The sequence below is a fragment of the Ruegeria sp. HKCCD7559 genome, from assembly GCF_013110575.1.
In the GTDB taxonomy this organism is placed as follows: Bacteria; Pseudomonadota; Alphaproteobacteria; order Rhodobacterales; family Rhodobacteraceae; genus Ruegeria.
In genome coordinates this window covers 44,616-66,673 of the sequence record NZ_WVQU01000005.1, presented here as the reverse complement: position 1 = coordinate 66,673, position 22,058 = coordinate 44,616, and the positions used below count along the sequence as shown (strand labels likewise).

Annotated in this window: 25 protein-coding genes; 13 read left to right on the top strand and 12 right to left on the bottom strand. The window is 59.2% G+C overall.

All coding sequences use genetic code 11. The annotated features are described in order from the left end of the window. Window positions 1-28: 28 nt before the first annotated feature. Complete coding sequence (locus GS605_RS14265) at window positions 29-1,003, top strand: 2-dehydropantoate 2-reductase (protein WP_171638204.1); 975 nt, start codon at window positions 29-31, stop codon at window positions 1,001-1,003. Between the two features lie 9 nt (window positions 1,004-1,012). Here the strand turns inward: GS605_RS14265 and GS605_RS14260 are convergent, their stop codons facing one another. The 3 genes from GS605_RS14260 to hrpB all read right to left on the bottom strand — a co-directional run bounded on the left by GS605_RS14260 (window position 1,013) and on the right by hrpB (window position 5,677). Beyond that, window positions 1,013-2,488: an inorganic phosphate transporter gene (locus GS605_RS14260; RefSeq protein ID WP_171724396.1), complete on the bottom strand. Its 1,476-nt coding sequence runs from the start codon at window positions 2,486-2,488 to the stop codon at window positions 1,013-1,015. A gap of 89 nt (window positions 2,489-2,577) precedes the next feature. Continuing rightward, window positions 2,578-3,036 (bottom strand): NUDIX hydrolase, encoded by a 459-nt coding sequence (locus tag GS605_RS14255; RefSeq protein WP_171724395.1) that lies wholly within the window; start codon window positions 3,034-3,036, stop codon window positions 2,578-2,580. Between the two features lie 166 nt (window positions 3,037-3,202). After that, a complete protein-coding gene (hrpB, locus tag GS605_RS14250) occupies window positions 3,203-5,677 on the bottom strand; it encodes an ATP-dependent helicase HrpB (protein ID WP_371807762.1) in 2,475 nt (824 codons plus the stop codon). Window positions 5,678-5,865: 188 nt separating this feature from the next. Here hrpB and meaB point away from each other — a divergent pair, with 188 nt between their 5' ends. The 4 genes from meaB (at window position 5,866) to GS605_RS14230 (ending at window position 8,583) form a co-directional block, all read left to right on the top strand. Further along, window positions 5,866-6,837 carry a methylmalonyl Co-A mutase-associated GTPase MeaB gene (gene meaB, locus GS605_RS14245; protein WP_171724394.1) on the top strand — a complete coding sequence of 324 codons (972 nt, stop codon included), beginning with the start codon at window positions 5,866-5,868 and terminating at the stop codon, window positions 6,835-6,837. A 186-nt stretch (window positions 6,838-7,023) separates the two neighbouring features. Continuing rightward, window positions 7,024-7,311: a 50S ribosomal protein L28 gene (gene rpmB / locus GS605_RS14240; protein WP_050603240.1), complete on the top strand. Its 288-nt coding sequence runs from the start codon at window positions 7,024-7,026 to the stop codon at window positions 7,309-7,311. 407 nt (window positions 7,312-7,718) lie between these two features. Beyond that, window positions 7,719-8,069, top strand: a complete 351-nt coding sequence (locus GS605_RS14235; RefSeq protein ID WP_171638200.1) for a hypothetical protein — start codon at window positions 7,719-7,721, stop codon at window positions 8,067-8,069. A gap of 40 nt (window positions 8,070-8,109) precedes the next feature. Continuing rightward, window positions 8,110-8,583, top strand: a complete 474-nt coding sequence (locus GS605_RS14230; RefSeq protein ID WP_171638198.1) for a copper chaperone PCu(A)C — start codon at window positions 8,110-8,112, stop codon at window positions 8,581-8,583. A 92-nt stretch (window positions 8,584-8,675) separates the two neighbouring features. On the opposite strand, the gene GS605_RS14225 is transcribed toward GS605_RS14230, so the two are convergent. Beyond that, entirely contained in the window at window positions 8,676-9,284 is a 609-nt protein-coding gene (locus tag GS605_RS14225; RefSeq protein ID WP_171638196.1) for an HdeD family acid-resistance protein, read from the bottom strand. 61 nt (window positions 9,285-9,345) lie between these two features. Continuing rightward, window positions 9,346-10,044, bottom strand: a complete 699-nt coding sequence (locus tag GS605_RS14220; RefSeq protein ID WP_171724519.1) for an NAD-dependent deacylase — start codon at window positions 10,042-10,044, stop codon at window positions 9,346-9,348. 28 nt (window positions 10,045-10,072) lie between these two features. Between GS605_RS14220 and GS605_RS14215 the strand changes: the two genes are divergently transcribed. Beyond that, on the top strand, window positions 10,073-10,516 hold the full coding sequence (locus tag GS605_RS14215) for a low molecular weight protein-tyrosine-phosphatase (protein WP_171724393.1): 444 nt from the start codon (window positions 10,073-10,075) through the stop codon (window positions 10,514-10,516). Here GS605_RS14215 and GS605_RS14210 read toward each other — a convergent pair. From GS605_RS14210 to GS605_RS21190, 4 genes are all read right to left on the bottom strand, one after another. After that, window positions 10,513-11,466, bottom strand: coding sequence for a LysR family transcriptional regulator (locus GS605_RS14210; RefSeq protein ID WP_171205681.1), 954 nt, complete (start codon window positions 11,464-11,466; stop codon window positions 10,513-10,515). The genes GS605_RS14215 and GS605_RS14210 overlap by 4 nt on opposite strands. Window positions 11,467-11,531: 65 nt before the next feature. After that, the gene (locus GS605_RS14205; RefSeq protein ID WP_171229650.1) at window positions 11,532-11,840 is read right to left on the bottom strand and encodes a hypothetical protein; all 309 of its coding nucleotides are present in this window, start codon (window positions 11,838-11,840) and stop codon (window positions 11,532-11,534) included. 173 nt (window positions 11,841-12,013) lie between these two features. Beyond that, entirely contained in the window at window positions 12,014-12,658 is a 645-nt protein-coding gene (locus GS605_RS14200; protein WP_171724392.1) for a hypothetical protein, read from the bottom strand. Window positions 12,659-13,006: 348 nt separating this feature from the next. Then, window positions 13,007-13,135: a hypothetical protein gene (locus GS605_RS21190; RefSeq protein WP_256369018.1), complete on the bottom strand. Its 129-nt coding sequence runs from the start codon at window positions 13,133-13,135 to the stop codon at window positions 13,007-13,009. 119 nt (window positions 13,136-13,254) lie between these two features. On the opposite strand from GS605_RS21190, the gene lepA reads away from it, so the two are divergent. The 5 genes from lepA to GS605_RS14175 all read left to right on the top strand — a co-directional run bounded on the left by lepA (window position 13,255) and on the right by GS605_RS14175 (window position 17,661). Further along, window positions 13,255-15,054 carry a translation elongation factor 4 gene (gene lepA / locus GS605_RS14195; protein WP_171638190.1) on the top strand — a complete coding sequence of 600 codons (1,800 nt, stop codon included), beginning with the start codon at window positions 13,255-13,257 and terminating at the stop codon, window positions 15,052-15,054. 124 nt (window positions 15,055-15,178) lie between these two features. Next, on the top strand, window positions 15,179-16,036 hold the full coding sequence (locus GS605_RS14190; RefSeq protein WP_171724391.1) for a DUF2971 domain-containing protein: 858 nt from the start codon (window positions 15,179-15,181) through the stop codon (window positions 16,034-16,036). Between the two features lie 311 nt (window positions 16,037-16,347). Continuing rightward, complete coding sequence (locus GS605_RS14185) at window positions 16,348-16,701, top strand: hypothetical protein (protein ID WP_171724390.1); 354 nt, start codon at window positions 16,348-16,350, stop codon at window positions 16,699-16,701. An 83-nt stretch (window positions 16,702-16,784) separates the two neighbouring features. Continuing rightward, complete coding sequence (locus GS605_RS14180; RefSeq protein WP_170345061.1) at window positions 16,785-17,105, top strand: hypothetical protein; 321 nt, start codon at window positions 16,785-16,787, stop codon at window positions 17,103-17,105. Between the two features lie 106 nt (window positions 17,106-17,211). After that, a complete protein-coding gene (locus GS605_RS14175; RefSeq protein ID WP_171724389.1) occupies window positions 17,212-17,661 on the top strand; it encodes a hypothetical protein in 450 nt (149 codons plus the stop codon). 100 nt (window positions 17,662-17,761) lie between these two features. Here the strand turns inward: GS605_RS14175 and GS605_RS14170 are convergent, their stop codons facing one another. From GS605_RS14170 to GS605_RS14160, 3 genes are all read right to left on the bottom strand, one after another. Next, on the bottom strand, window positions 17,762-18,178 hold the full coding sequence (locus GS605_RS14170; RefSeq protein ID WP_171724388.1) for a type II toxin-antitoxin system Phd/YefM family antitoxin: 417 nt from the start codon (window positions 18,176-18,178) through the stop codon (window positions 17,762-17,764). Window positions 18,179-19,006: 828 nt separating this feature from the next. Further along, window positions 19,007-19,144, bottom strand: a complete 138-nt coding sequence (locus tag GS605_RS14165; protein WP_152457342.1) for an entericidin A/B family lipoprotein — start codon at window positions 19,142-19,144, stop codon at window positions 19,007-19,009. 61 nt (window positions 19,145-19,205) lie between these two features. After that, the gene (locus GS605_RS14160) at window positions 19,206-19,547 is read right to left on the bottom strand and encodes a helix-turn-helix transcriptional regulator (protein WP_171724387.1); all 342 of its coding nucleotides are present in this window, start codon (window positions 19,545-19,547) and stop codon (window positions 19,206-19,208) included. Between the two features lie 368 nt (window positions 19,548-19,915). Between GS605_RS14160 and GS605_RS14155 the strand changes: the two genes are divergently transcribed. Both GS605_RS14155 and clpX read left to right on the top strand, forming a co-directional pair. Beyond that, entirely contained in the window at window positions 19,916-20,548 is a 633-nt protein-coding gene (locus GS605_RS14155; RefSeq protein ID WP_117869644.1) for an ATP-dependent Clp protease proteolytic subunit, read from the top strand. 131 nt (window positions 20,549-20,679) lie between these two features. Beyond that, window positions 20,680-21,948 carry an ATP-dependent Clp protease ATP-binding subunit ClpX gene (gene clpX, locus GS605_RS14150; RefSeq protein ID WP_152457344.1) on the top strand — a complete coding sequence of 423 codons (1,269 nt, stop codon included), beginning with the start codon at window positions 20,680-20,682 and terminating at the stop codon, window positions 21,946-21,948. The last annotated feature ends 110 nt before the right edge of the window (window positions 21,949-22,058 follow it).

Sequence of the window (22,058 nt, the reverse complement as noted above, 5' to 3'; positions counted from 1 at the left end):
CCTTTTCGGGTGTACCGGAGGGGGTATCATGAATCTTGTCCTTGCAGGCGCGGGCAGCATTGGCTGTTACTGTGGTGCTTTGCTGGCCCGTGCGGGCCACGCTGTAACCCTGCTGGGTCGCGCCCGTGTGCTGGACCCGATCCGAGAGCACGGGCTGAAGGTCACTGACTTTGATGGCCTTGACGTCACGATTCCGACCGGGGGCCTGACGCTCAGCGAAGATCCGGCCTGTCTGGATCAGGCCGAACTGGTCATCGTCACCGTCAAATCGGGTGCAACCGCAGACATGGCCGAGCAAATTGAGCGCTTTACGCGGCAGGATGCCCCGATCCTGTCCTGGCAAAACGGTATCGAAGCTGCCGCAACATTGCGTGAGGCCTTGCCGGGGCGCGATGTGCGTGCGGGTATGGTTCCGTTCAACGTGGTGCCAAACGGCCCTGCCACCTATCATCGGGCCACGTCCGGAGAGATCGTCATCCAAAGCGGCACCGGTGATCTGGCCGCGCAGCTGAGCAGCGCAGACCTTCCCGTAAAGTCCAGCGACCAGATCGAAGCCGTGCAATGGGGCAAGCTGGTGATCAACCTGAACAATGCGCTCAATGCCTTGTCGGGCCTCACGTTGGTGGATCAGCTGATGAACCGCGACTGGCGCAATCTCATGGCGGATCAGATGTCCGAGGCGCTGACCGTCCTCAAGGCGGCGGGTCATCCCGTGGCCTCGACCACACCGCTTCCGGCATGGATGACCCCGCATATTCTGCGGCTGCCGACACCGCTGTTCACCCGCATCGCGGCCCGGATGCTGACAATCGACCCCAGCGCGCGAACGTCCATGGCCTATGACCTCATGGCCGAGCGGCAAACGGAAATTGACAGCCTGCAAGGTCACATCATCCGGATGGGTCACGAAACCGGAGTGCCAACACCCATCTGCACGCAGGTGTCAGACCTGATCAAGCATGCACCCGATCACCCGTTGTCGCCGGAACAGATCAGGCTCTGACGGTCTCCCTCAGGCGAACGCGGTCAACACCCAGTAAATGACGGCCGACATGGTTGCGGCGGCGGGCACAGTGACTACCCACGCGGCCACGATGGTCATGAAATGCGACCGCCGTACCAGCTTGCGACGGCGGTATTCTTCCGGGGCAAGGTGATGTTCTGTGCGTTGACGCTTTCCCTGTTTGCGCCGGCGCTCGGAATCCCACTCTCGGTAGAAGCCGACGCCAAAGACTGCACCAACGGCGATATGGGTCGAACTGACCGGCAGGCCAAGCCAGCTGGCCAGAATTACGGTGATCGCCGCCGACAGGGCGACGCAAAAGGCGCGTATAGGATTCAGCTTGGTGATCTGGCGGCCCACCATCCGGATCAGCCTGGGGCCGAACAGGAACAGACCGAAGGAAATCCCGAACGCTCCGATGATCATCACCCAAAGCGGGATTGGAACTTTCGCGGCGAACTCTCCGAATTCGGCCGCATGGACAATCGCGGCCAGCGGGCCGACCGCATTGGCCACGTCATTTGCGCCGTGGGCAAAGCTCAGGAACGTGGCCGAGATCACAAGCGGCAGGCCGAACAGCGTCTTCAGCGACCGGGTTCGGTTCTCCATCCCTTCGGATCTGCGCTTGACCCACGGGACGGTCACGGACCAAGTCAGCAGCCCCACGCCCAACCCGATCAACAGGGCCATTTCCGGATCGATATGCACGATCCGTTGCAGGCCTTTGACGGACAGATAGGTGGCAAAGGCCCCCGCCATCACCGCCAAAAGGACAGGTACCCATTTGCGTGCGGCGGCGATCTTGTCGTCCTGATTCTGGATTTTCGACTTGATCAGCGCCAGAAAAGCCGCGGCAACCGCACCCCCGAGCATCGGCGAAATCACCCAGCTGGCTGCAATTGCACTCATCGTGCCCCAGTTCACCGCGCTCAGGCCCGCTGCTGCAATGCCCGCACCCATCACCCCGCCCACGACTGAATGCGTTGTGGACACAGGGGCGCCAATCCAGGTCGCCAGGTTGACCCACATGGCCGAAGATATCAGCGCTGCCATCATGGCCCAGATGAACACCTCGCTGTTTTGCACCGAGGCGGGATCGACAATCCCCTTTGAGATGGTCGAGACCACGTCACCCCCCGCAAGCAACGCACCTGCGCTTTCGGCGATGGCGGCAATCACGATGGCGCCGCCCATGGTCAGCACATTCGCGCCGACCGCTGGCCCCATGTTGTTGGCCACGTCATTGGCACCGACATTGATCGCCATATAGGCCCCGAACGCGGCCGCCGCGACCACGACATGGCTGCCATCCGCCCGACCGAACAGGACCGCCGCCGTCAGCCCGGCAAGCGCCATGAAGGCCAGTGCGACCCCCGGTGCCAGCAGGTGGCGCGCGACATGGATGTTGGCGGTTTCGACCCGCGAAATTCGGTGCAGGTCGCTGTCCAACGTTTGCCAGCGTGGTTTCGGATTCGTGTCAGACATGAACTTGGTCAGATATTGTAGGATCGTGCGCCACTAACGGTATCCGGATGCTCAGGCAAGCTGGGTGCCATCGAAATGTTGCGAATTCCTTACAGTCTGCGCAACAAGGCCTGAAGCTCGGGCTCTTGCACCAGAGTGGCCGCTTCAACCGGCGAAAACCAGCTGCGCTCGCGCTGATCGGCCTCGGGAAAGTCATCCGCCAGCGCGCGCACCGAAATCCTGTAGACATTGGTCAATACCGGTTGCGCTGATCCGTTTTTGAGGATCTTGTCATAGGTGAATTGGCCGACGGGTTCATCGTGAACTGCATCCGCGCGCACTCCGGCCTCTTCCCAGGCCTCCTGAAGGGCTGTTTCCGCGCCACTCAAACCATCGATGGGCCAGCCTTTCGGGATGATCCAGCGTTTGGTGTCACGGCTGGTGATCAGCAGAACCTGATCGTGCCCGTCATAAACGCGGGTGCATAACGCCGCAAACTGCACCCGTCGGGGGCGCAGGAACAGCGGTCGCCCGACCTCTTCCCAGATATTTTGCAGCCATGCATTCATCAGTTTTTTGTCAGTCTACTCTATGCCTTCAAAGTTGATACGACTTAACAACGGAAATGGTGAGTTTCAATTAAACCTTCCAGTATTGGCCGGGTTTGGCCGATTCTTGAGGGTTTTCTGGGTTGTTTTGTGGATTTTGGGCAAGGCTCGGGCTTTGCTGACGGCTCTAGTCACGTCTGCGTTTTGCCCTCAGCGTGGGATCAGCCTGGGTCGGGTCTTCGGGCCAGGGGTGTTTGGGGTATTGCGCCCTCATGTCCTTGCGTACATCCGCGTAAGAGCCCGCCCAGAAACCGGGCAGGTCACGCGTTATCTGGATCGGGCGCTGCGCCGGTGACAGCAGAGTGATCTTCAAAGGCTGGCCGCCGATCGCCGGGTGTCGGGTCACGCCAAACACTTCCTGCAAACGGACCGAGATTTCCGGTACGGCCGCGCTGTAATCAATTGGCACCTTGCGCCCCAGCGGCGTTTCAAATGACCCCGGAGCGCGCCGGTCCAGTTCCTGCGTCTGCGCCCAGTCCAGCCGCGCGCGCAGGGCGGGCAAAAGATCGAATTTCTTCCAGTCTTCGGCGCTTTTGACCTCTGACAGCATGGGCAGCAACCAGTCTTCCATATCGGCCATCAGGCCTGCGACCGAAAAATCGGGCAGATCGACGCCATCGGCGCGCACCAGTTCGACACGGGCGGCCAGGCGCGCGGCGGCACCCTCCAGCCGCAGGCCCAGATCGCGTATCCCATCCAGCATCGCGCGGGCCACAGCGTCGTCCGGGACGTCCTTCCAGATGCGGTCGTCCAATGTGATCGCACCGAACCGCTCTTGCCGCCGCGACACGACCCGCCGCTCGCGTTTGGACCAGGCGCAGGTCTCGACCCAGCCGATCTGATCCGCGAACAGATCGCGGATGTCGCGTTCCGAAATCTGGGTGGCCATCCGGACCTTCGCCTCGCGCGGGTTGCCATCCGTGTCGATGACGACCAGAAACGGAGCGTTGGCCAGTGAATCCGCACTGTCCAGAACAACGCCTTTCCCCCCTGACAGCACATAGCGCGGCGCGTCGCCCTTGCGCCGCTGTCCGATGCGGTCAGGATAGGCCAGCCCGGCCATGGCGGCGGGGCTCAGATCGACCGAGTCGCCCTTGGCCTGTTTCCGCAGCCGTCTGGTTTCGGCATTGATCCGATCCACTGCGCCCATGTTGACCTGCCAGACCCTGTTGCGCTGAAAGGCCCGGGGATCGCGCAGCGCCTCTTGCCGCAGGGTGATATCCACCGGCGCGCCGCGAAGGGGGTCACGCTCGGCCATCAACGCTGCCAACAGGGCGGCGTTCGGACCGGCCCGCACAAGCATGTGCCCCAGCCGGGGATGCAAGGGCAGTGCCGCCAGGGCGCGCCCATGATCGGTGATCCGCCCATTGGTATCGAGTGCGCCCAGCATTGACAGCAAAGCCCGCGCCTCGGCCATCGTCCCCTCGGGAGGTGGAGTCAGAAAGGCCAGATCGGCCGCGTCAGCGCCCCACAGGGACAGCTCCAGCGCCAGCCCGGTCAGATCCGCCGCTTCGATCTCGGCAGGCGGGTAGGCGGCCAGCGCACCGTCTTCCCCCTTCGACCAGAGCCGGTAACACACCCCTTCGGCCACCCGTCCGGCCCGGCCCGCGCGCTGTGTGGCCTCGGCCCGGGTCACCCGTTCGGTCACCAGCCGGGACATGCCCGATCCCGGATCGAACCGAGCCCGCCGGGCCTGTCCCATATCCACCACGACCTTGATGTCGGGGATCGTCAGCGAGGTTTCGGCAATCGACGTCGCCAGCACGACTTTGCGCCCTTGTTCCACCGGGGCAATCGCGGCACGCTGGGCCGCAAAGGGCATGGCTCCGAATAACGGGCGCACCACGCAACTGTCGGGCAACCGACCGTTCAAAAGGCTTTCAGCGCGTCGGATCTCACCCTCTCCCGGCAGGAAAACCAGAATTCCGCCGCCGGACTTCCGGGTCTCACGCTCGGCCTGCACCACCAGATCGATCAACGCATCCAACCGTCGCGCTTGCGGCCCCAATGGCCGATCCAGCCAGCGCGTCTCAACCGGAAAGCTGCGCCCGTCCGATGTGACCAGAGGGGCCGCCATCAACGCGCCGACCGGATCCGCATCCAGCGTGGCTGACATGGCCAGCAGGATCAGATCGTCCCGCAATGCGTCGGTCACTTCGAGGCACAAGGCCAGCCCCAGATCGGCGTTCAGAGACCGTTCGTGGAATTCATCGAAAATCACTGCGCCAATTCCCGGCAGATCCGGGTTGGATTGCAGCATCCGGGTCAGGATGCCTTCGGTCACCACCTCGATCCGGGTGTCTTTCGACACTTTCGCCTCGCCGCGCACACGGTATCCCACGGTCTGCCCTGCGCGCTCTCCCAGGGTCTCGGCCATCCGCTCGGCAGCGGCCCGGGCCGCCAGCCGCCGGGGCTCCAGCATCACGATCCTGCCTTCGCACAAACCCGCCTCGAGCATTGCCAGGGGAACCCGCGTGGTCTTGCCCGCCCCCGGTGGGGCCTGCAATACCGCGCGGCCCTGCGCGCGCAATCTGTCCAGCAGTTCGGGAATGGCGTCGTCGATGGGCAGGCGTATCGTCATCCGGCTCTTATCCGCGATCATGCTGGTGTCGTCCAGTTCTCGCGCCGCGCGCGTTCTGGTGACACCGAGGCGGCAGGCCCAACCCTGAAGGGCCAAGCAACGCACGAATTGACGCAGCTTTCGCTTTGATCGCATTTCCGGAGACCTGCGGTCTGGACAAACGCCCCCAGAGCGCGGCAACTATTCCTGCCTCTAGGATCGGGACAAGAATGCAGACAGACAGCCTCAGCGACAGGATTTTGAAGGGCGAGCGCCGGGCGCTGGCCCGCGCGATCACTCTGGTGGAAAGCAATCGCGCCGATCATCGTGCACAGGCCAGCGAGCTGTTGGCCCAGCTCGCAGGATCGGGGCGTCAGGCGCTCCGGATCGGTTTGTCGGGTACGCCCGGGGTGGGCAAGTCCACCTTCATCGAAAGCTTTGGCATGATGCTGACGGGGCAGGGGCTGCGTGTCGCGGTTCTGGCAGTCGATCCCAGCTCTGCCCGTTCGGGGGGCTCGATTCTGGGGGACAAAACCCGGATGGAACGCCTGAGCCGCGAGAAGAACGCCTTTATTCGCCCCTCCCCCAGCCAGAGCCATCTCGGCGGCGTTGCCCGACGGACCCGCGAGGCCATCGCCCTGTGCGAGGCCGCAGGCTATGACGTGGTGCTGATTGAAACCGTGGGCGTCGGGCAGTCTGAAACGGTGGTGTCCGAATTGTCGGACCTGTTCCTGTTGCTGTTGGCCCCGGCGGGTGGGGACGAATTGCAGGGTGTCAAACGTGGCATCATGGAGATGGCCGATATCATCCTGATCAACAAGGCGGATGGCGACCTGAAGGCCACGGCGACCCGGACATGCGCAGACTATGCCGGCGCGTTGCGATTGCTGCGCAAGCGCCCGCAGGATCCCGAAGGTTTCCCCAAGGCAATGACCGTTTCAGCGGTCGAAGAACAGGGGCTGGAGCAAGCCTGGGACGAGATGCAATCCCTGACCCGGTGGCGCCGCGACAACGGTATCTGGGAAGCCAACCGGGCCGCACAGGCGCGATACTGGTTCGATCAGGAAGTCCGCCATGCCCTTCTGGCCCGGCTCGACACGCCGCGGGCCAAGGCTGAGATGGAACGCCTGAACGCTGAAGTCTCGGCCGGGCGTCTGAACCCGGCCCGCGCGGCCGAAGAACTGCTTGGCACACTGAGCTGACGGGGTGAAAGGGGGCAAGGTTTCAAAGGCGTGCGCAAAATGAAAGAATTCGTTCGGTCCGTCTTGACGCTTCCTGCGATTCCCACTACACGCATCCAACCAGTTTTCGGGCGCGACTTCGGGTTGTGCCCCTTGTGATTTGGCCGAGGGCTTTGTGCCCGGCCTCCAGAAACAAAGGAAGAAACCATGTCGCGCCGTTGCGAACTGACCGGAAAAGGCCCGATGACTGGCAACAATGTCAGCCATGCCAAAAACAGAACTCGTCGTCGTTTCCTGCCGAACCTGAATGACGTTACCCTGCAGTCCGAGACCCTGGGCCGCGGCGTCAAGCTGCGCATCTCGGCAGCCGCCCTGCGTTCGGTTGACCACCGCGGTGGTCTGGACGCATTCCTGGCCAAAGCCAAGGATGAAGAACTGTCGGCGAACGCGCTGAAAGTGAAGAAGGAAATCGCCAAGGCGCAAGCCACGGCCTAAGCCTTTTCGCTTACGGGATTTCAGGCCCTGCACCTCTGAGGTGCGGGGCTTTTTTGTTTTGAGACGCCCGCTGCTGCCTTGCTTTGTTTTCAAATTCGAAATTATTTCTCGCCATTGGTGAATTGCTTCACATACGGAAAGCCGAATCTGACCTATCGTCACTGTCATTCATCGGGCGGGGGCCTCACTATGACGTTAAAAAGTTTCTACCTTTTCCTGTTTCTGGCCGCGGTTTTTCGCAAAGCAATTTCGGCTTGTACGCGGATGCAGCGCAGGGTGAATCGTTCCCACACCAGCTTCAATACAAGCAAGGTGAAACGACCGGGAATTGATTACTGAAACCAGCTTCAAGCGCGACCCTTTGGCGCTTGAAGCTACTTTGCTGACTGACCTATACCCGGGTCAGGATGAGACCTGCCATAACACGATTCCTGCCTTATGCTCTGTCCCTGCTTTTGGTTCTGACCGGGCAGGGCCTTGCTGTGTCCCGCGGCATGGACAGGGCCGTGGGTCAGATGGTGTTGTGCACAGGCACCGGTCCGGTCGTTGTCTATATGGACGAAGACGGACAGCCCACCGCGCCACCGCATTACTGCCCGGATTACGCGCTGTCCCTGATGGGCGCGGTCGCCATTGCCCAGCCGCCCATGCCTATGGCACCAGAGCAGGCGCAGTTAGCGCCGCTGCGACATCTGGTCAATCAAATCGCCTTGCCGGTCCCCGGCACCCCGGCGCGCGCGCCGCCTGTACGTGTTTGAAGACACTACTTTTTCAAACCTACAATACAGGAGAGGCACGATGTCCCTCAAAACTACTCTGTTTGCAACCCTGGCCGCCGTGACCCTGGCCATGCCTGCTGTTGCCGAAGGCACTATCAAAGTTGATGACGCCTTTGCCCGGTCGTCGGGAAAGACCGCCAAGGCAGGTGCCGCGTTCATGATGATCCAGAATCTGGGCGATGCGGACGACCGTCTGGTCGACGTGACGTCGGATGCCGCTGCTCGGGTTGAACTGCACACGCACAAAGTCGACGACAATGGCGTGGCCAAGATGGTGCATGTCGAGGAAGGCTTTGCCATTCCGGCAGGCGAAACCCACATGCTGAAACGCGGCGGAGACCACGTGATGTTCATGGGGCTGACCGAACCGTTCGAGCAGGACGCCATGGTTCCGGTGACGCTGATCTTTGAAAAGGCTGGCGAGGTTGAGATCGAAATCCCGGTCGATCTGGAGCGTCAGGACATGGGTGGGCACGGATCTCATTCGAACTAGGGCAACGCCTGTCTTCGGGCCGCGCTGCGGCCGTCATCCATGCGTCAGGCCGGGCATTGCCCGGCCTGTTGTTCCTGCGGCCGCCGCTGGTGCTATTTGTTGACGTTTTTCATACCGACGCGGTCACCGGCCTGGCGGAATCGGGATGCCAGCCAGAACATGACCGCGGCGATGGCCAGTGCCGAAAAGGCGATGCCCCATCCCAGCGCAACAAGCGCGACCGCTGGCCAGATCATCAAAACAAGCCCGACCACAAGCGCGACAAAACCCGAGACGCGCATGGAGCCGCGTTGAGGGTCTCTCTCGTGCATTTGCCCGGATGCCGCCAGCGAACCGATCCCGATAATCAGCGCCCATGCGCCCATGAGGAAAAAGGCGAGTTTGACCGTCCCTTCCGGCCAGATCAGCAGGACAAGCCCGATCAGAAGCGCACCGATTGCAGCGCCGCCCATTACCCCGCGACGCCCAACGCCCAAAAGCGTCAGGCCACCATCGAGGATCAGCAGCACGCCAACCAGCCGCAGCAGCAACGCGATGCTGCCAGACGGCCAGAACAGTGCTGCAATACCGACAAGCCCGGCTAATACTCCGCGCAGCAGAAAGGTCCACCACAGGCTGGAAAGCTGCTCTCCCAGCATGTCGCGCCCCGCCATGCTGCCTTCATCCAGAATTTCACCGGTCCGGGGGTCCTGATCCGTCATGTCTTGTCCTCCAGTCGTTTCGGGGGCATTCTAACCGAATTAAGCGAGTGTTGTCTGTACTTTAACTATGCGGCGCAAGCAGGTGCCCGACCCATTGCGGAACTGTCTGGGTCGCTTTGCCGACAACTCTTTCATCAAACCCGGATGCGCCCGGCGACGGTTCCAGATTGATCTCGATCGTCCGAGCGCCCGCCGCTTGTGCCTCGTGCACGAACGCTGCCGCCGGATAAACCTGACCCGAGGTGCCAATGGCGGCAAAAAGCCACGCGCTGCTCAGGTGGTCATAAATCTCGTCCATGAAATAGGGCATTTCACCAAACCAGACCACATCGGGCCGGGCCGTGGGCCGCGCACAGGCGGGGCAGGATTCCCCAACCGCCATTTCGGGCGGGGCGGTCCAGCGATGGCCACAGGCTGAACACAGCGCGCCCGCCAAAGTTCCGTGCATGTGGATGACATCCTTTGCGCCGCCCGCCTCGTGCAGGCTGTCCACGTTCTGGGTTACGATCACGACGTCTCCGGGCCAGTCCCGTTGGAGCCGGGCCAGTGCTTCATGAGCGGCATTGGGTTGAACTTCGGAGGCCTGAACCCGCCGCGCATTGTAAAACCCTTGAACCAGTGCGGGGTCGCGGGCGAATCCTTCCGGTGTGGCGACATCCTCGATGCGGTGCTGGGCCCACAATCCACCCTCATCGCGAAAGGTGCTCAACCCGCTCTCGACTGATATTCCGGCCCCGGTCAGAATCACGATCTTTTCCATTTCTCCTCCGCGCGGTACAGCTTGGTGCATGTCACACCGTATCCTCTTTGTCTGCCTGGGCAATATCTGCCGCTCGCCTGCGGCAGAGGGCGTTTTTCGCACCCGCGCGCCGCATCACGTAACCGATAGTGCCGGAACCATGGGCTGGCATGCGGGGAAACCGCCCTACGGCCCAATGCAGGCAGCTGCGAAGGTCAGGGGAATCGATCTGGGCGACCTGCGCGCGCGTCAGTTCACCGCTGCCGATTTCGACCGCTTCGACCTGATCCTGGGCATGGACGCCAACAACATCGCGGATATCGAGAATCTGCGCCCCGCCGGCAGTGACACCCCGGTGCGCCTGCTGACCGATTTCGCCCCTGAGGCCGGCGCGGATCATGTGCCTGACCCCTATTACACACGGGATTTCGATGGCGCGCTGGACCTGATCGAGGCAGCGGTTGACGGCCTTGCTGCCCATCTGGACAGTTAACCGCCGATCACCCGCAGCGATCCGCTCAGCCAGGGCAGTTTGGCCAAAGCCGGGTCAACGATCTGGTTCTGCATCAGACGCCGTGTCATGCCCGCGACCTCCTGCGGCACCTGATCGGACCAGCCCGTTCGCGCCAGCAATGATATGCTGCGCGAGAAATCCCCGAACGGGGCAGGGTGGGCCTCCAGCCCGTCATGAAAACGCGCTGCGCGCATGAAGCCCAGCGGCGTCGTGATCGCCCAACCCAGACCCCGTGCAACCATGGCCATAAGCGCCATGTGCGAGCCGATCTCGAACCGTTCCTCGAACTCCTGCGCGCCGCGCGCCATATGCGCCTCGATCTGCCGGCTGATCAGCTGCTCGCGGGCATAGCGCAGATATGGCAGGCTGTTCTGCACAGCCTCCACTCCGCCCGCCCCCTGAGGCGCAACCAGAATGAACGGATCCCGGACCAGAGGGTACTCGACCACCCCTTCCAGCACTTCTCCGCTATGGGCGGTGACGGCCATATGCAGGCGTTGTTCGGCCAAGGCCTCGAACAGATCGAGGCTCGACAAGGTGATCAGTTTGAAATTCGATCGGGTCAGACTGTCCGCCAGCAGCGTGGCCAGCCGTGGGGTCAGGTCATTGTCGAAGTCGTCGATCAATCCGATGGAGAGCGTGGTCAGATGCCCCAGATCCATGACCGACAATTCGCTTTGTGCCATTTGCAGCTCGGCCAGAACCGCCTCGGCCCGCACCAGAAAACTGCGCCCGGCCTGCGTCAGGCGCATCGGTCGGCGCCCGTGATCGACCAGTTCGGTGCCCAAAGCCTTTTCCAGATTGCGCAACTGTTGGGAAACGGATGGCTGGCTGAGCCCCGTGATCTCGGCGGCCTGTGCCACCGATCCCGTCCGCGCCAAAGCCTCGAACACCTCAAGGCCCCGCAGGGTCAGCCCTTTCATCACCATAAGATACACCTTTCGCTGCGCCTTTCTGGGGCGCAGCGTGGATCAGGTCAAGGTTTCAGAGGGGCTTAGCTGCAGATCGCCTGCGCCATCTGGCCAAAGTTCTGATACCGGTCCCACAGCGCATCGTCGCGCGCGGTCTGCGACATCTTCAACTCCTGCGCCTGATGGGGGTCGGTGAACCATTTGGCCACGGTTTTCTGATCGCTGCGGGTAAGCGCCTGATCCGCCACGCGCTGGATGCAACTGCACCGATCCCGCGTCGCCGCCGACCGGTCCGACGCCAGACACGCCCGCTTGATCTGCGCCGCATCCGCAACCGGAGCCACCGCCGTCAGCGATGCCGCACAAAATGCGATTAAGAGGAACTGTTTCATACTCGAGCCTCGTTTTTGCCTGCCCGGAGGTGTCTTGCGCCCCTCTCGGTCTGCGGCGGAGTATGAATCAAATGGGCGCGCGGATCAATCATACGTTGCGAAAAAGTGATTGCACGAGCCGGAAACGATACAATCCCGCCACCCCCGTAGGCCGGGTTTCAGCCCGGCACCGGTCAGGACAGGAGCGGGAGCCACCTTTCAATGGCCTCGATCAACGCTTCAATTTTCTCCGGGTGTTTAGCTATGTAAGCGTCAACGATCGCTGTAGTGCCTTTGGTTGAGCCTGCAACGACCGCAGTGCCAACTCCTAAATTTGCCTTACCAACGCACCACTTGAGTAAGCCAAACAGTCCTGCTTTGAGTTTGCCCAGAATTGCTTCAATCCACTCACGAGCAGGGCTTTCCTCTTCCAATGCCGTCGAGAGGTCGTCGGTCGTTTCCCAGATCAAGGTTAACGCGTCGGACAACCGTTCATCTTCGATGCTCTTAGGAGGGTTGTTCCCTCCGATGCCGTGGCGTGCTGAGGTTCTAACCGTCAGGCTACCTTTGATGTCCGATAAGGCTTTCTCGACTTCCCACCTTGCCTGAATTTCCGCAATTTCTTCAGCAACAGCTTCCGGGCCTGCGTTCCAAATACTATTGCCAGTCAAAGCAACCCGCCGCTGAAGTTCCCAGTCCAACGGTTCACCCTTCAGCATTCCCTCGTACCATTCAGCCCAAAACTCCCATGGCGTCTCGGGGGCGTTTTCGGAAAACCGCTGCGACAAGCTGGCGTACGGCTCTGGTACTGCACCATGCCACAGTTCGGTGGCAAACACCTGCTCAGTTTCATCTGGTGTCGCGGCTAGCGCAATAGCATCGGCAGATAGCGCTTGGATAATTTCGGCACCGTAGGTGAATGCGTTGGCATTGAGATCTTGAATTGTTTCGGCAGGCGTGGCGCGCGTTGCATAGAAGGTTGCGGCGACGGCAGTAGCGACGTTGGATAAGGTCGGGTCGGTTAATGTACCGTACCCGTTTTCGGTATTGGCGGCGTCGAGGGTGCCTAGAGTACTAGAGGTGATCGAAGCTATTTCTGGGTAAAGCCCAGTACCAACGAGTCCAGAAACAATATTGGCTCTAAAGCAAGCTAGAAGAAATTGCGCCTGTTCGCGGCTGCTACTTTCTTAATCTGATAAAACAAAAGCATAGGGAAGAACTTGTAAGGCTGAACGCGTCGCAAGTGCTTTCAGTGCCGTGTTTGAAAGCGAATTTAGCCAATCTTCAAACTCTTCTGGACGGGTTAAAATAACCATGTGCATTCCTGCTAATACGAGCGGTCCAATCTGCCCTCTTGAAGTTTAGCGGACAAGGCACCGAAACTCTGTCGCGTTTCTATTGACCAATCCACGATTCCTCTACATATCCCCAACCCATGACAGACCTCGCTCATATCCGCAATTTCTCCATCGTCGCGCATATCGACCATGGCAAATCCACCCTTGCTGACCGGCTCATCCAAGAGACCGGAACGGTGAAGGATCGCGACATGAAGGAACAGTTGCTCGACAGCATGGATATCGAGCGCGAGCGTGGCATCACCATCAAGGCCAACACGGTTCGCATCGACTATACCGCCGACAATGGCGAGCAATACGTGCTGAACCTGATCGACACGCCCGGTCATGTTGATTTCGCCTACGAAGTTTCGCGGTCCATGCGCGCGGTCGAGGGCTCTCTGCTGGTGGTCGACTCGACCCAAGGGGTCGAGGCGCAGACGCTGGCGAATGTCTATCAGGCCATCGACGCTGATCATGAGATCGTGCCGGTGCTCAACAAGATCGACCTGCCCGCGTCCGACTGTGACCGCGTGGCCGAACAGATCGAAGATGTGATCGGCATCGACGCAACCGACGCCATTCAGGTTTCCGCCAAGACGGGGCAGGGCATCCACGAAACTCTGGAAGCAATCGTACAGCACCTGCCCGCACCGAAGGGCAATCTGGACGCGCCTCTCAAGGCGATGCTGGTGGATTCGTGGTACGACGCCTATCTGGGCGTCATCGTTCTGGTCCGCATCATGGACGGCACGCTGAAAAAGGGGATGCGGGTCAAGTTCATGTCAAACAACACCCTGCACCATGTCGACCGTGTCGGCGTCTTCCGCCCCGAGATGCAGATGGTCGACTCGCTTGGCCCCGGCGAGATCGGATTCCTGACCGCATCCATCAAACAGGTCCGCGACACCCGCGTAGGTGACACCATCACCAATGACCGCAACGGGACCGAAGTCGCACTGCCGGGCTTCAAACCCGCGCAGCCGGTGGTGTTCTGCGGTCTGTTCCCAGTGGACAGCGCCGAATTCGAAGACCTGCGGGATGCAATCGACAAACTGGCGCTCAACGATGCCAGCTTCAGCTTTGAAATGGAAACTTCGGCCGCGCTTGGCTTTGGCTTCCGCTGCGGTTTCCTGGGCCTGCTGCATCTTGAGGTCATCCGCGACCGCATCGAACGCGAATACGATATCGAGCTCATCACCACCGCGCCGTCGGTGATCTATCACGTCTACATGAAAGACGGCGCGATGATCGAGCTGCACAACCCCGCCGACATGCCCGACCCCTCGAAGGTAGATCATATCGAGGAACCGCGCATCAAGGCGACCATCCTTGTGCCGGATGAATACCTGGGTGACGTGCTGAAACTGTGTCAGGACCGCCGCGGCATCCAGATGGACCTGACCTATGCCGGCTCCCGCGCCATGGTCGTCTATGACCTGCCGCTAAACGAGGTTGTTTTCGACTTCTACGACCGCCTGAAATCGGTGACCAAGGGCTATGCCTCGTTCGACTACCAGATGACCGGCTATACCGAGGACAATCTGGTCAAGATGTCGGTGCTGGTGAATGACGAACCGGTCGACGCGCTGTCGACCATGGTTCACCGCGACCGGGCCGAGATGCGAGGCCGGGCGATGTGCGAAAAGCTCAAGGACCTGATCCCGCGCCACATGTTCAAAATTCCGATCCAGGCCGCCATCGGAGGCAAGGTCATCGCCCGCGAGACCCTGTCCGCCCTGCGCAAGGACGTGACCGCCAAATGCTACGGCGGCGACGCCACGCGGAAACGCAAACTGCTGGACAAGCAGAAGGCGGGTAAGAAGAAGATGCGTCAGTTCGGGAAGGTAGATATCCCGCAGGAGGCGTTTATCTCGGCATTGAAGATGGACAGCTGAGGCTGTCCGTTTTTCCGGCGAGTGGGTGAAAGTGGTTGGCGCAGCCAACTGCGTGCCCACAAGACGGGTTTGATGTATGCCTCAGTGAAACAACAGCCTGTACTAACGCTCAATCTTGGTTGCCATGAATGATTACCCAATCCCCTCGCGATTATACCGTTACAGGTCGTGCGCTACTGATTACTTTGAAGATGAGTTGCGGGCAGTAGTCGAACGTCAAGAGCAGTTTTTCTCTTCAGTCAAAAGCCAGAACGATCCTTTTGATTGCAATCCGAAATTTGTCGCTTCATCTGATCATGAACTATTGCAACTATATGAAAAGATAGGAAAGAAACATCTAGTTTCTATGGGTGTATTGAGGGAACACTATCCCAATTTGAGACGTGCGGAACTTCGACGGCTGCAGAAGCGAGACTTTAGTGTCTCTGCTTCAAATATTGCCAGCTCAAATCCCACACTCGAACAGTTTGTTAACGAGATTCGAACCGGTTCTCGGATTATCTGTCTTTCTGAAACATGGAACAATCCGCTTATGTGGGCCCACTATGGAGCTGGTCACAATGGTATTGTTTGGGGGTTCGAGCCTGATGTGGACACCGCTATTGAGAGCGACTACGACATACCGCTTAAGGTCCGTTACGTCGAAAATCGGCCAACGCTAAAGACCACTGATTTAGTCTGTTGGCTGGAGTCTGAAAGAATAACCGATCCTTCACTAGCTTCTCAGGGTTATGACGCGTTTGACGCACTTGTTCTCACTAAACCGAAAGTTTGGGAGTATGAGGAAGAGTGGCGCGTACAAGTGCGCTTTGATGGCCAAGACGCATACAAAAAAGTTCCGTCTCTCCAAATAAGAGAAGTTCATATCGGAGCACGTGTTGAGACGGAAAAGGCTTCCTTAGTAGAAGAAATATGTGGTGATAAAGTGCCTGTATTCAGGGTCGGAATGGACTCGCAGAGTTTTGAGTTAATAAGGCTCTAGTACGGTTGAGCGCGATCGCTTCATACTGTGCTGCAGTCAACTAAACCTCCTCGCTTGGCGGCACCGCCGGGCTGCGTCGATCCGCCCCCGTCAAACTGAGGGTTTTCCTCCGGCAAAAACAGGCCGCGCGTTTGCGCCCCGGGGCTCCGCCCGTTCGCGGCTGAATTCGTCCACTGGACGAATTCCGAGACGCCGCTTACCCCCTCGGGCCGGCGCTTCCCTCCGGCTTGGCAATCGCACAATTTCTGAAATCCCACCAAAAGTGCTAGACTCCCCGCATTCCAAACAGATTTTTCAAAGGGGGAAGTGTTATGGATCAGACTTTGCGTTCAAGAACGTCTATGGGACGTCTGGATCATTACTACTACATCATGCGGACGACAATTTTTGCCTATGTGGCGCTCGCCGCCATTATCGGGTTTGGCGCTCAGGGCATTTCGCTGGTTCTGATCGTTCTGGTCATTGCCACTGCGGCCTATGGCATTCTGGCAGGCAGCACCGCTCTGGCCGATGTCGCGAACTTGCGCGACGACATGGATGAGGACATGGCGGCGTCGAATTTTGGCAAGGGCGTCAAATCCCATAACCTGAAAGGGCTGATCCTGACGTCAAATGTATTGCTCGGTCTGATTGGGCTGTCCGAACTCATCGCAATCGTGTTCTGACCGGAGTCTGTGACCAACCTCACAGCCTCAACTTCGCCCACCTGCTAATGTTGACGCAACGGCAACCTCGGCAGGAGGCCCCTATGTCCACATCGCTCATCCCTCTCATCGCCCTCGGGTCGGCGGGTCTCTATTCCGTTGCCATGATCTCGATGAAGTTCTGGTGGAAGATCCCCGGTGTTGGCCTGACCCTTCTGATTGTTGCCACGCTGCTGGCCGCCGCGACGCTGGAACTTGCCGCGCTTCGCAACGAACGGTTGGGCATCATCTATACCGGCATTCTGGGGGCCGAGGTCGTGCTGATCGCCATCGCCTCGTATTTCCTGTTTGGCGAGAACTTTTCCTATCGCGAGGGGATTGGCATCGCGCTGGTCATTGTCGGGACAGCTTTGGCCTGGGCCTGAAACTCCATTCTAAGCCCCCGCTGAACCAATCATGAAGTTTCCCTCAAGTAAGTTGTAACCGGTTCGGGCGGTCCCAATCTGTTGACCAGACAGAAGGAGAGAGCCCATGACCAGATACATGACTGCCGGAGCAGCCGCTTTGGCCACGACCCTCGCCCTTGGAACGGCCGCGCTGGCCGATACCACGCCCGACCTGCGCGGCACCTGGCTGGGGTCTTACACGACCGTTCAGCCCAGCCATTACTACAAAGGCGATCAGCCCCGGTTCAATCAGGCCGAATGGATGCTGGATGTGCAGCTTCAGGACGGCAACGTTTTCTGGGGGCACAGCAAATGGCGTCGCGATGGCGATTCCGACTGGAATGAATACGAGGCCACCGGCACCATCAGCCTCGATGGGACGGGCAGCATCGGCATCGTCGAAACCTCACCTCTGCTGATCGGCGCGAATGCGTTGATCGATGCGCGGTACGAAGATGGCAAGATCTTTGCCGATTTCCGTAGCCTGCGGAACGGAACGACCTACAGCACCGTTCTGGAACGTCAGGTGAACTGAAGCGTGTCCGGCCCGGACGATTGTAGGGGGTAAGTATCGCTGCTGCAATTTTGACTGCGGCGGAGGTTAGTAGGTTGCCACGTGCGGGTCGGACCGCTTCTCAAAAACGGAACAATCGTCTCCACAGCGCGGAGACGGGCCGGGCGGCCAGTTCACCGCCTGCGATAGGAACCAGACCACCCCGCGCAAGAATGCGGCGTTCCTCGGCGCGGGTCATCTGGATCTCGCGAACCTTCAGCGCGGCTTCGCGCGCGGTGACATAGCTGCCGTCCGGTCCCGGTTCCATTCCGGGGATGTTGCGTCCCCGCGACCACATTCCGCGAATGCCCGACAGCGGGTGTTTCCACCCGATCTCGTCATCATCCTGCAAATGCCAGATCCGCTTCGCTTCTGCGACCGAGACCAGAGCGGCCAGCGGTTTGCCGTGCCGGGTCAGTATGATCACTTCGCGCGGGTCCTGTGCGCGGGTGACCAAAGCGCCCAAATGGGCGCGCGCATGGGAAATGGTGCAACGCATCGGCGAATCTCCGTATGTACGATTCGAAAGATTGGTGGTCCGAGAGTTGTACAAACCCCGCAATTCTCAACTAATGGCGCGTGCGGTGGCCTTTGCGCCCGCAGCATTGGGCCAAAAGCCGGGCTCAGGTTCAGGCCTGAAAATGTCCCGGGACAAACATGCGTGGAGTCGAAACTTCTCGGATTATCCACAAAGATTTCCTGGCAGATACCAACAATTTATCCCCGTCTAATTTTCATGCTGCAGTGCTATTTTCTTGTCAGATACAAGGCATGCTGCAACAGTCTGAACACCACACAGGTTCTTCGGAGCCGAAGGTGGGACGCAAAGGCCCGGGGGTCTTGGCAGAGAGACTGGATCTTAGGATTTGCGTTGAACTGCAATGGCTTACCGGTGGGTGATCAGCCGAGTGAGGGCTTCATGCCCAAGTCGGATGGTTACCTTCTCAGAGGGCCGATGCACGCTGTGATGTCTCTTCGGGGACAATGCAGCCGCTGCAGTCTCTCAGGGGGCTGTAGCAACTGGATCGGGTGCTCTTCGGAGCGCATCGACCCGGTAAGGCGTCAGGAGTGTCCGAAAGGACGCATGCAAAGACCGCGTCTGCGCACCTGGCGCCTTTTCCTTTGCCGGATTTCGGTTTCATACAGGCTACCACTCACCCCTGCCGAAAGGGACCGGGGCTCTTCTGCGTATGCGAAAGAGCCCCGATTTAGCGTCAGATGATGCAATGCCGCGTCTATGCACCTGTAAGGGAAAGCTACCGCGGCATGCCATGTCTTTCAACTACATATTGAGAGAAGGCCCGCGCGCGGCGCAAAATAAAGTGTATTACAGGCTTTCCTGCACGTCGGTTGCTGCGCCTTGGATGGCATCTCCGGCTTTTTCGATATCCTTGCCGGCGCCTTTGGCGGTTTCGCAGGCAGTCAGTGCAAACAGGCTCAGGCCCATCAGAATTACGCGGATCATGTTCGTCTCCTTGGTGCTCGATTGTTTTTCGGTAGCACCTTTTTTCAACCGGAGCCAGTTCCTAGGTCGGGCCGTCGCTGCAGAAGAGCTCGTAAACGACTTCGAGCATGCGGCGGGGACGATCATCCGCCAGACGATAGTAGATGGCTTTACCTTCCCTGCGAGGTATCACCAACCCTTCAAGTCGCAGACGGGAAAGTTGCTGTGATACAGCGGCTTGCCTGGCGGACAGCAATTCTTCCAGTTCGGTGACGGATTTTTCACCGGACACCAGATGGCAGAGGATCATCAATCTGCCTTCGTGGCTTATCGCTTTGAGAAAATTAGAGGCGCGTGTCGCGTTGGTGACCATGCGGTCAAAATCTTCTTTTGACATGTCCTGGGACAGCTGAGGAAGTGCCATCGATTGAGTTCCTTGCAAACCCGTTGGCCGGGCGTTGTTTCCGTTACGTAAAGAGACGTGAGTGTGAGACCCTTCAGTACATGTTTCGTACATTCATTTCTATATGTATGAATCAAAATAGCGTGATGTATGAAAGGGGAATTCGGATTGAACGTTCCCGCAACGCGAGGGGGCAGATGATTCACTTTAAGGCGATCTGCTGATCGTTGCCGGAAACAACAGATGGTTCGCCTTGACGATTGATGATGATCCACATTCGGTCAGCGTTCTCACTTGCCCCCCTTGCAGCCCCCCTTAGCCGACACTAAGACTCAGGTAACACTTGTTGGGATATTGTCCCGATCCATAGCTAAACAGGCAGGTTACGAATGTTCGATCCCGTAGAAACCTACATGAATACACTTGTTCCCATGGTCGTTGAGCAGACCAGCCGGGGCGAGCGCGCCTATGATATTTTCTCCCGCCTGCTGAAAGAGCGGATCATATTCATCAACGGACCGATTCATGATGGGATGAGCCATCTTGTTGTGGCGCAATTGCTGCACCTCGAAGCTGAAAACCCCAACAAGGAAATCTCGATCTACATCAACTCGCCCGGCGGAGTGGTAACCAGCGGTTTGTCGATTTACGACACAATGCAATATATCAAGCCGAAATGTTCCACATTGGTGATCGGTCAGGCGGCCTCGATGGGCTCGGTCCTGCTCGCCGGGGGCGAGAAGGGAATGCGCTTTTCACTGCCCAACAGCCGCATCATGGTGCACCAGCCCAGTGGCGGGTACCAGGGCCAGGCCAGTGACATCATGATTCACGCGGCCGAAACCCAAAAGCTGAAGGATCGCCTGTATGACATCTACGTACGTCATACGGGGCAGACGAAAAAGGCGGTCGAAAAAGCGCTGGATCGTGACAATTTCATGAGCCCGGAAGAGGCCAAGGAATGGGGTCACATCGATGAGATCGTTGAAAATCGAGCGAAAATGGACACGGAAGAGGCCTGAGGCCGATACCCCGCGTCACCGGCGCGGGGGTCATTTTGAGATTGTAGCCGCCAGAGTGCTGGCCTAAGCTGCACACACAGGTGTAAGCGCCCCCGAAAAGGGGCGCAGGGACGAAGCCCGAAAGGTAGATCATGGCGACGAATTCAGGCGGCGATGGGAAAAACACGCTCTACTGCAGCTTCTGCGGCAAAAGCCAGCATGAGGTCCGTAAGCTGATCGCAGGCCCCACAGTTTTCATCTGTGATGAATGTGTTGAGCTGTGCATGGACATCATCCGCGAAGAGACCAAGGCCAGCGGGCTGAAGTCATCTGACGGTGTTCCGACGCCCAAGGATATCTGCGAAGTACTGGACGATTATGTAATTGGTCAGGCCACGGCAAAGCGGGTTCTGTCGGTGGCCGTTCACAACCATTACAAGCGTTTGAACCACGCTCAGAAAGCGGGCAGTGATATCGAGCTGGCAAAGTCGAATATCCTGCTGATCGGCCCGACCGGTTGCGGTAAGACACTGCTGGCGCAAACGCTGGCGCGTATTCTGGACGTGCCGTTTACCATGGCTGACGCGACGACCCTGACCGAAGCCGGCTATGTGGGTGAGGATGTCGAAAACATCATTCTCAAGTTGTTGCAGGCGAGTGAGTACAACGTCGAACGCGCGCAGCGCGGCATCGTCTATATCGATGAGGTCGACAAGATTACCCGCAAATCCGAAAACCCCTCGATCACGCGTGACGTGTCGGGTGAGGGCGTGCAGCAGGCATTGCTGAAACTGATGGAAGGGACAGTGGCCAGCGTCCCCCCACAGGGTGGCCGCAAGCATCCTCAGCAGGAATTCCTGCAAGTGGACACGACGAACATTCTGTTCATCTGTGGCGGCGCATTTGCGGGTCTGGACAAGATCATTGCGCAACGTGGCAAAGGCTCGGCCATGGGCTTTGGTGCCGATGTGCGCGACAATGACGACCGCGGTGTGGGTGAGATATTCAAGGATCTGGAACCCGAGGATCTGCTGAAATTCGGACTGATCCCGGAATTCGTCGGTCGGCTGCCGGTTCTGGCGACGCTTGAGGATCTGGATGAAGACGCGCTGGTGACCATCCTGACCAAACCCAAGAACGCATTGGTCAAGCAATACCAGCGTTTGTTCGAACTGGAAGATGTTGAACTGGCCTTTACGGATGATGCCTTGAAGGCAATTGCCAAAAAGGCCATCGAGCGCAAAACCGGCGCGCGCGGCCTGCGGTCTATTCTCGAGGATATTCTGCTGGACACCATGTTCGAACTGCCGGGCATGAAAAATGTCAGCGAGGTTGTGGTGAACGAAGAGGCGGTGATGTCCGACGCGCAGCCGCTGTTCATCTATGCCGATGCGGCCAAGGAATCGGCCTCGGCGGGCTGAGGCCGGGCTTTTACCGCGACGGTGGAACTTCACTTGAACCGGTTCAGGGGGCTCTGCCCCCGCTGCCCTTCGGGCATCCCCCCGGGATATTTTTAGCCAGATGAAGCTGT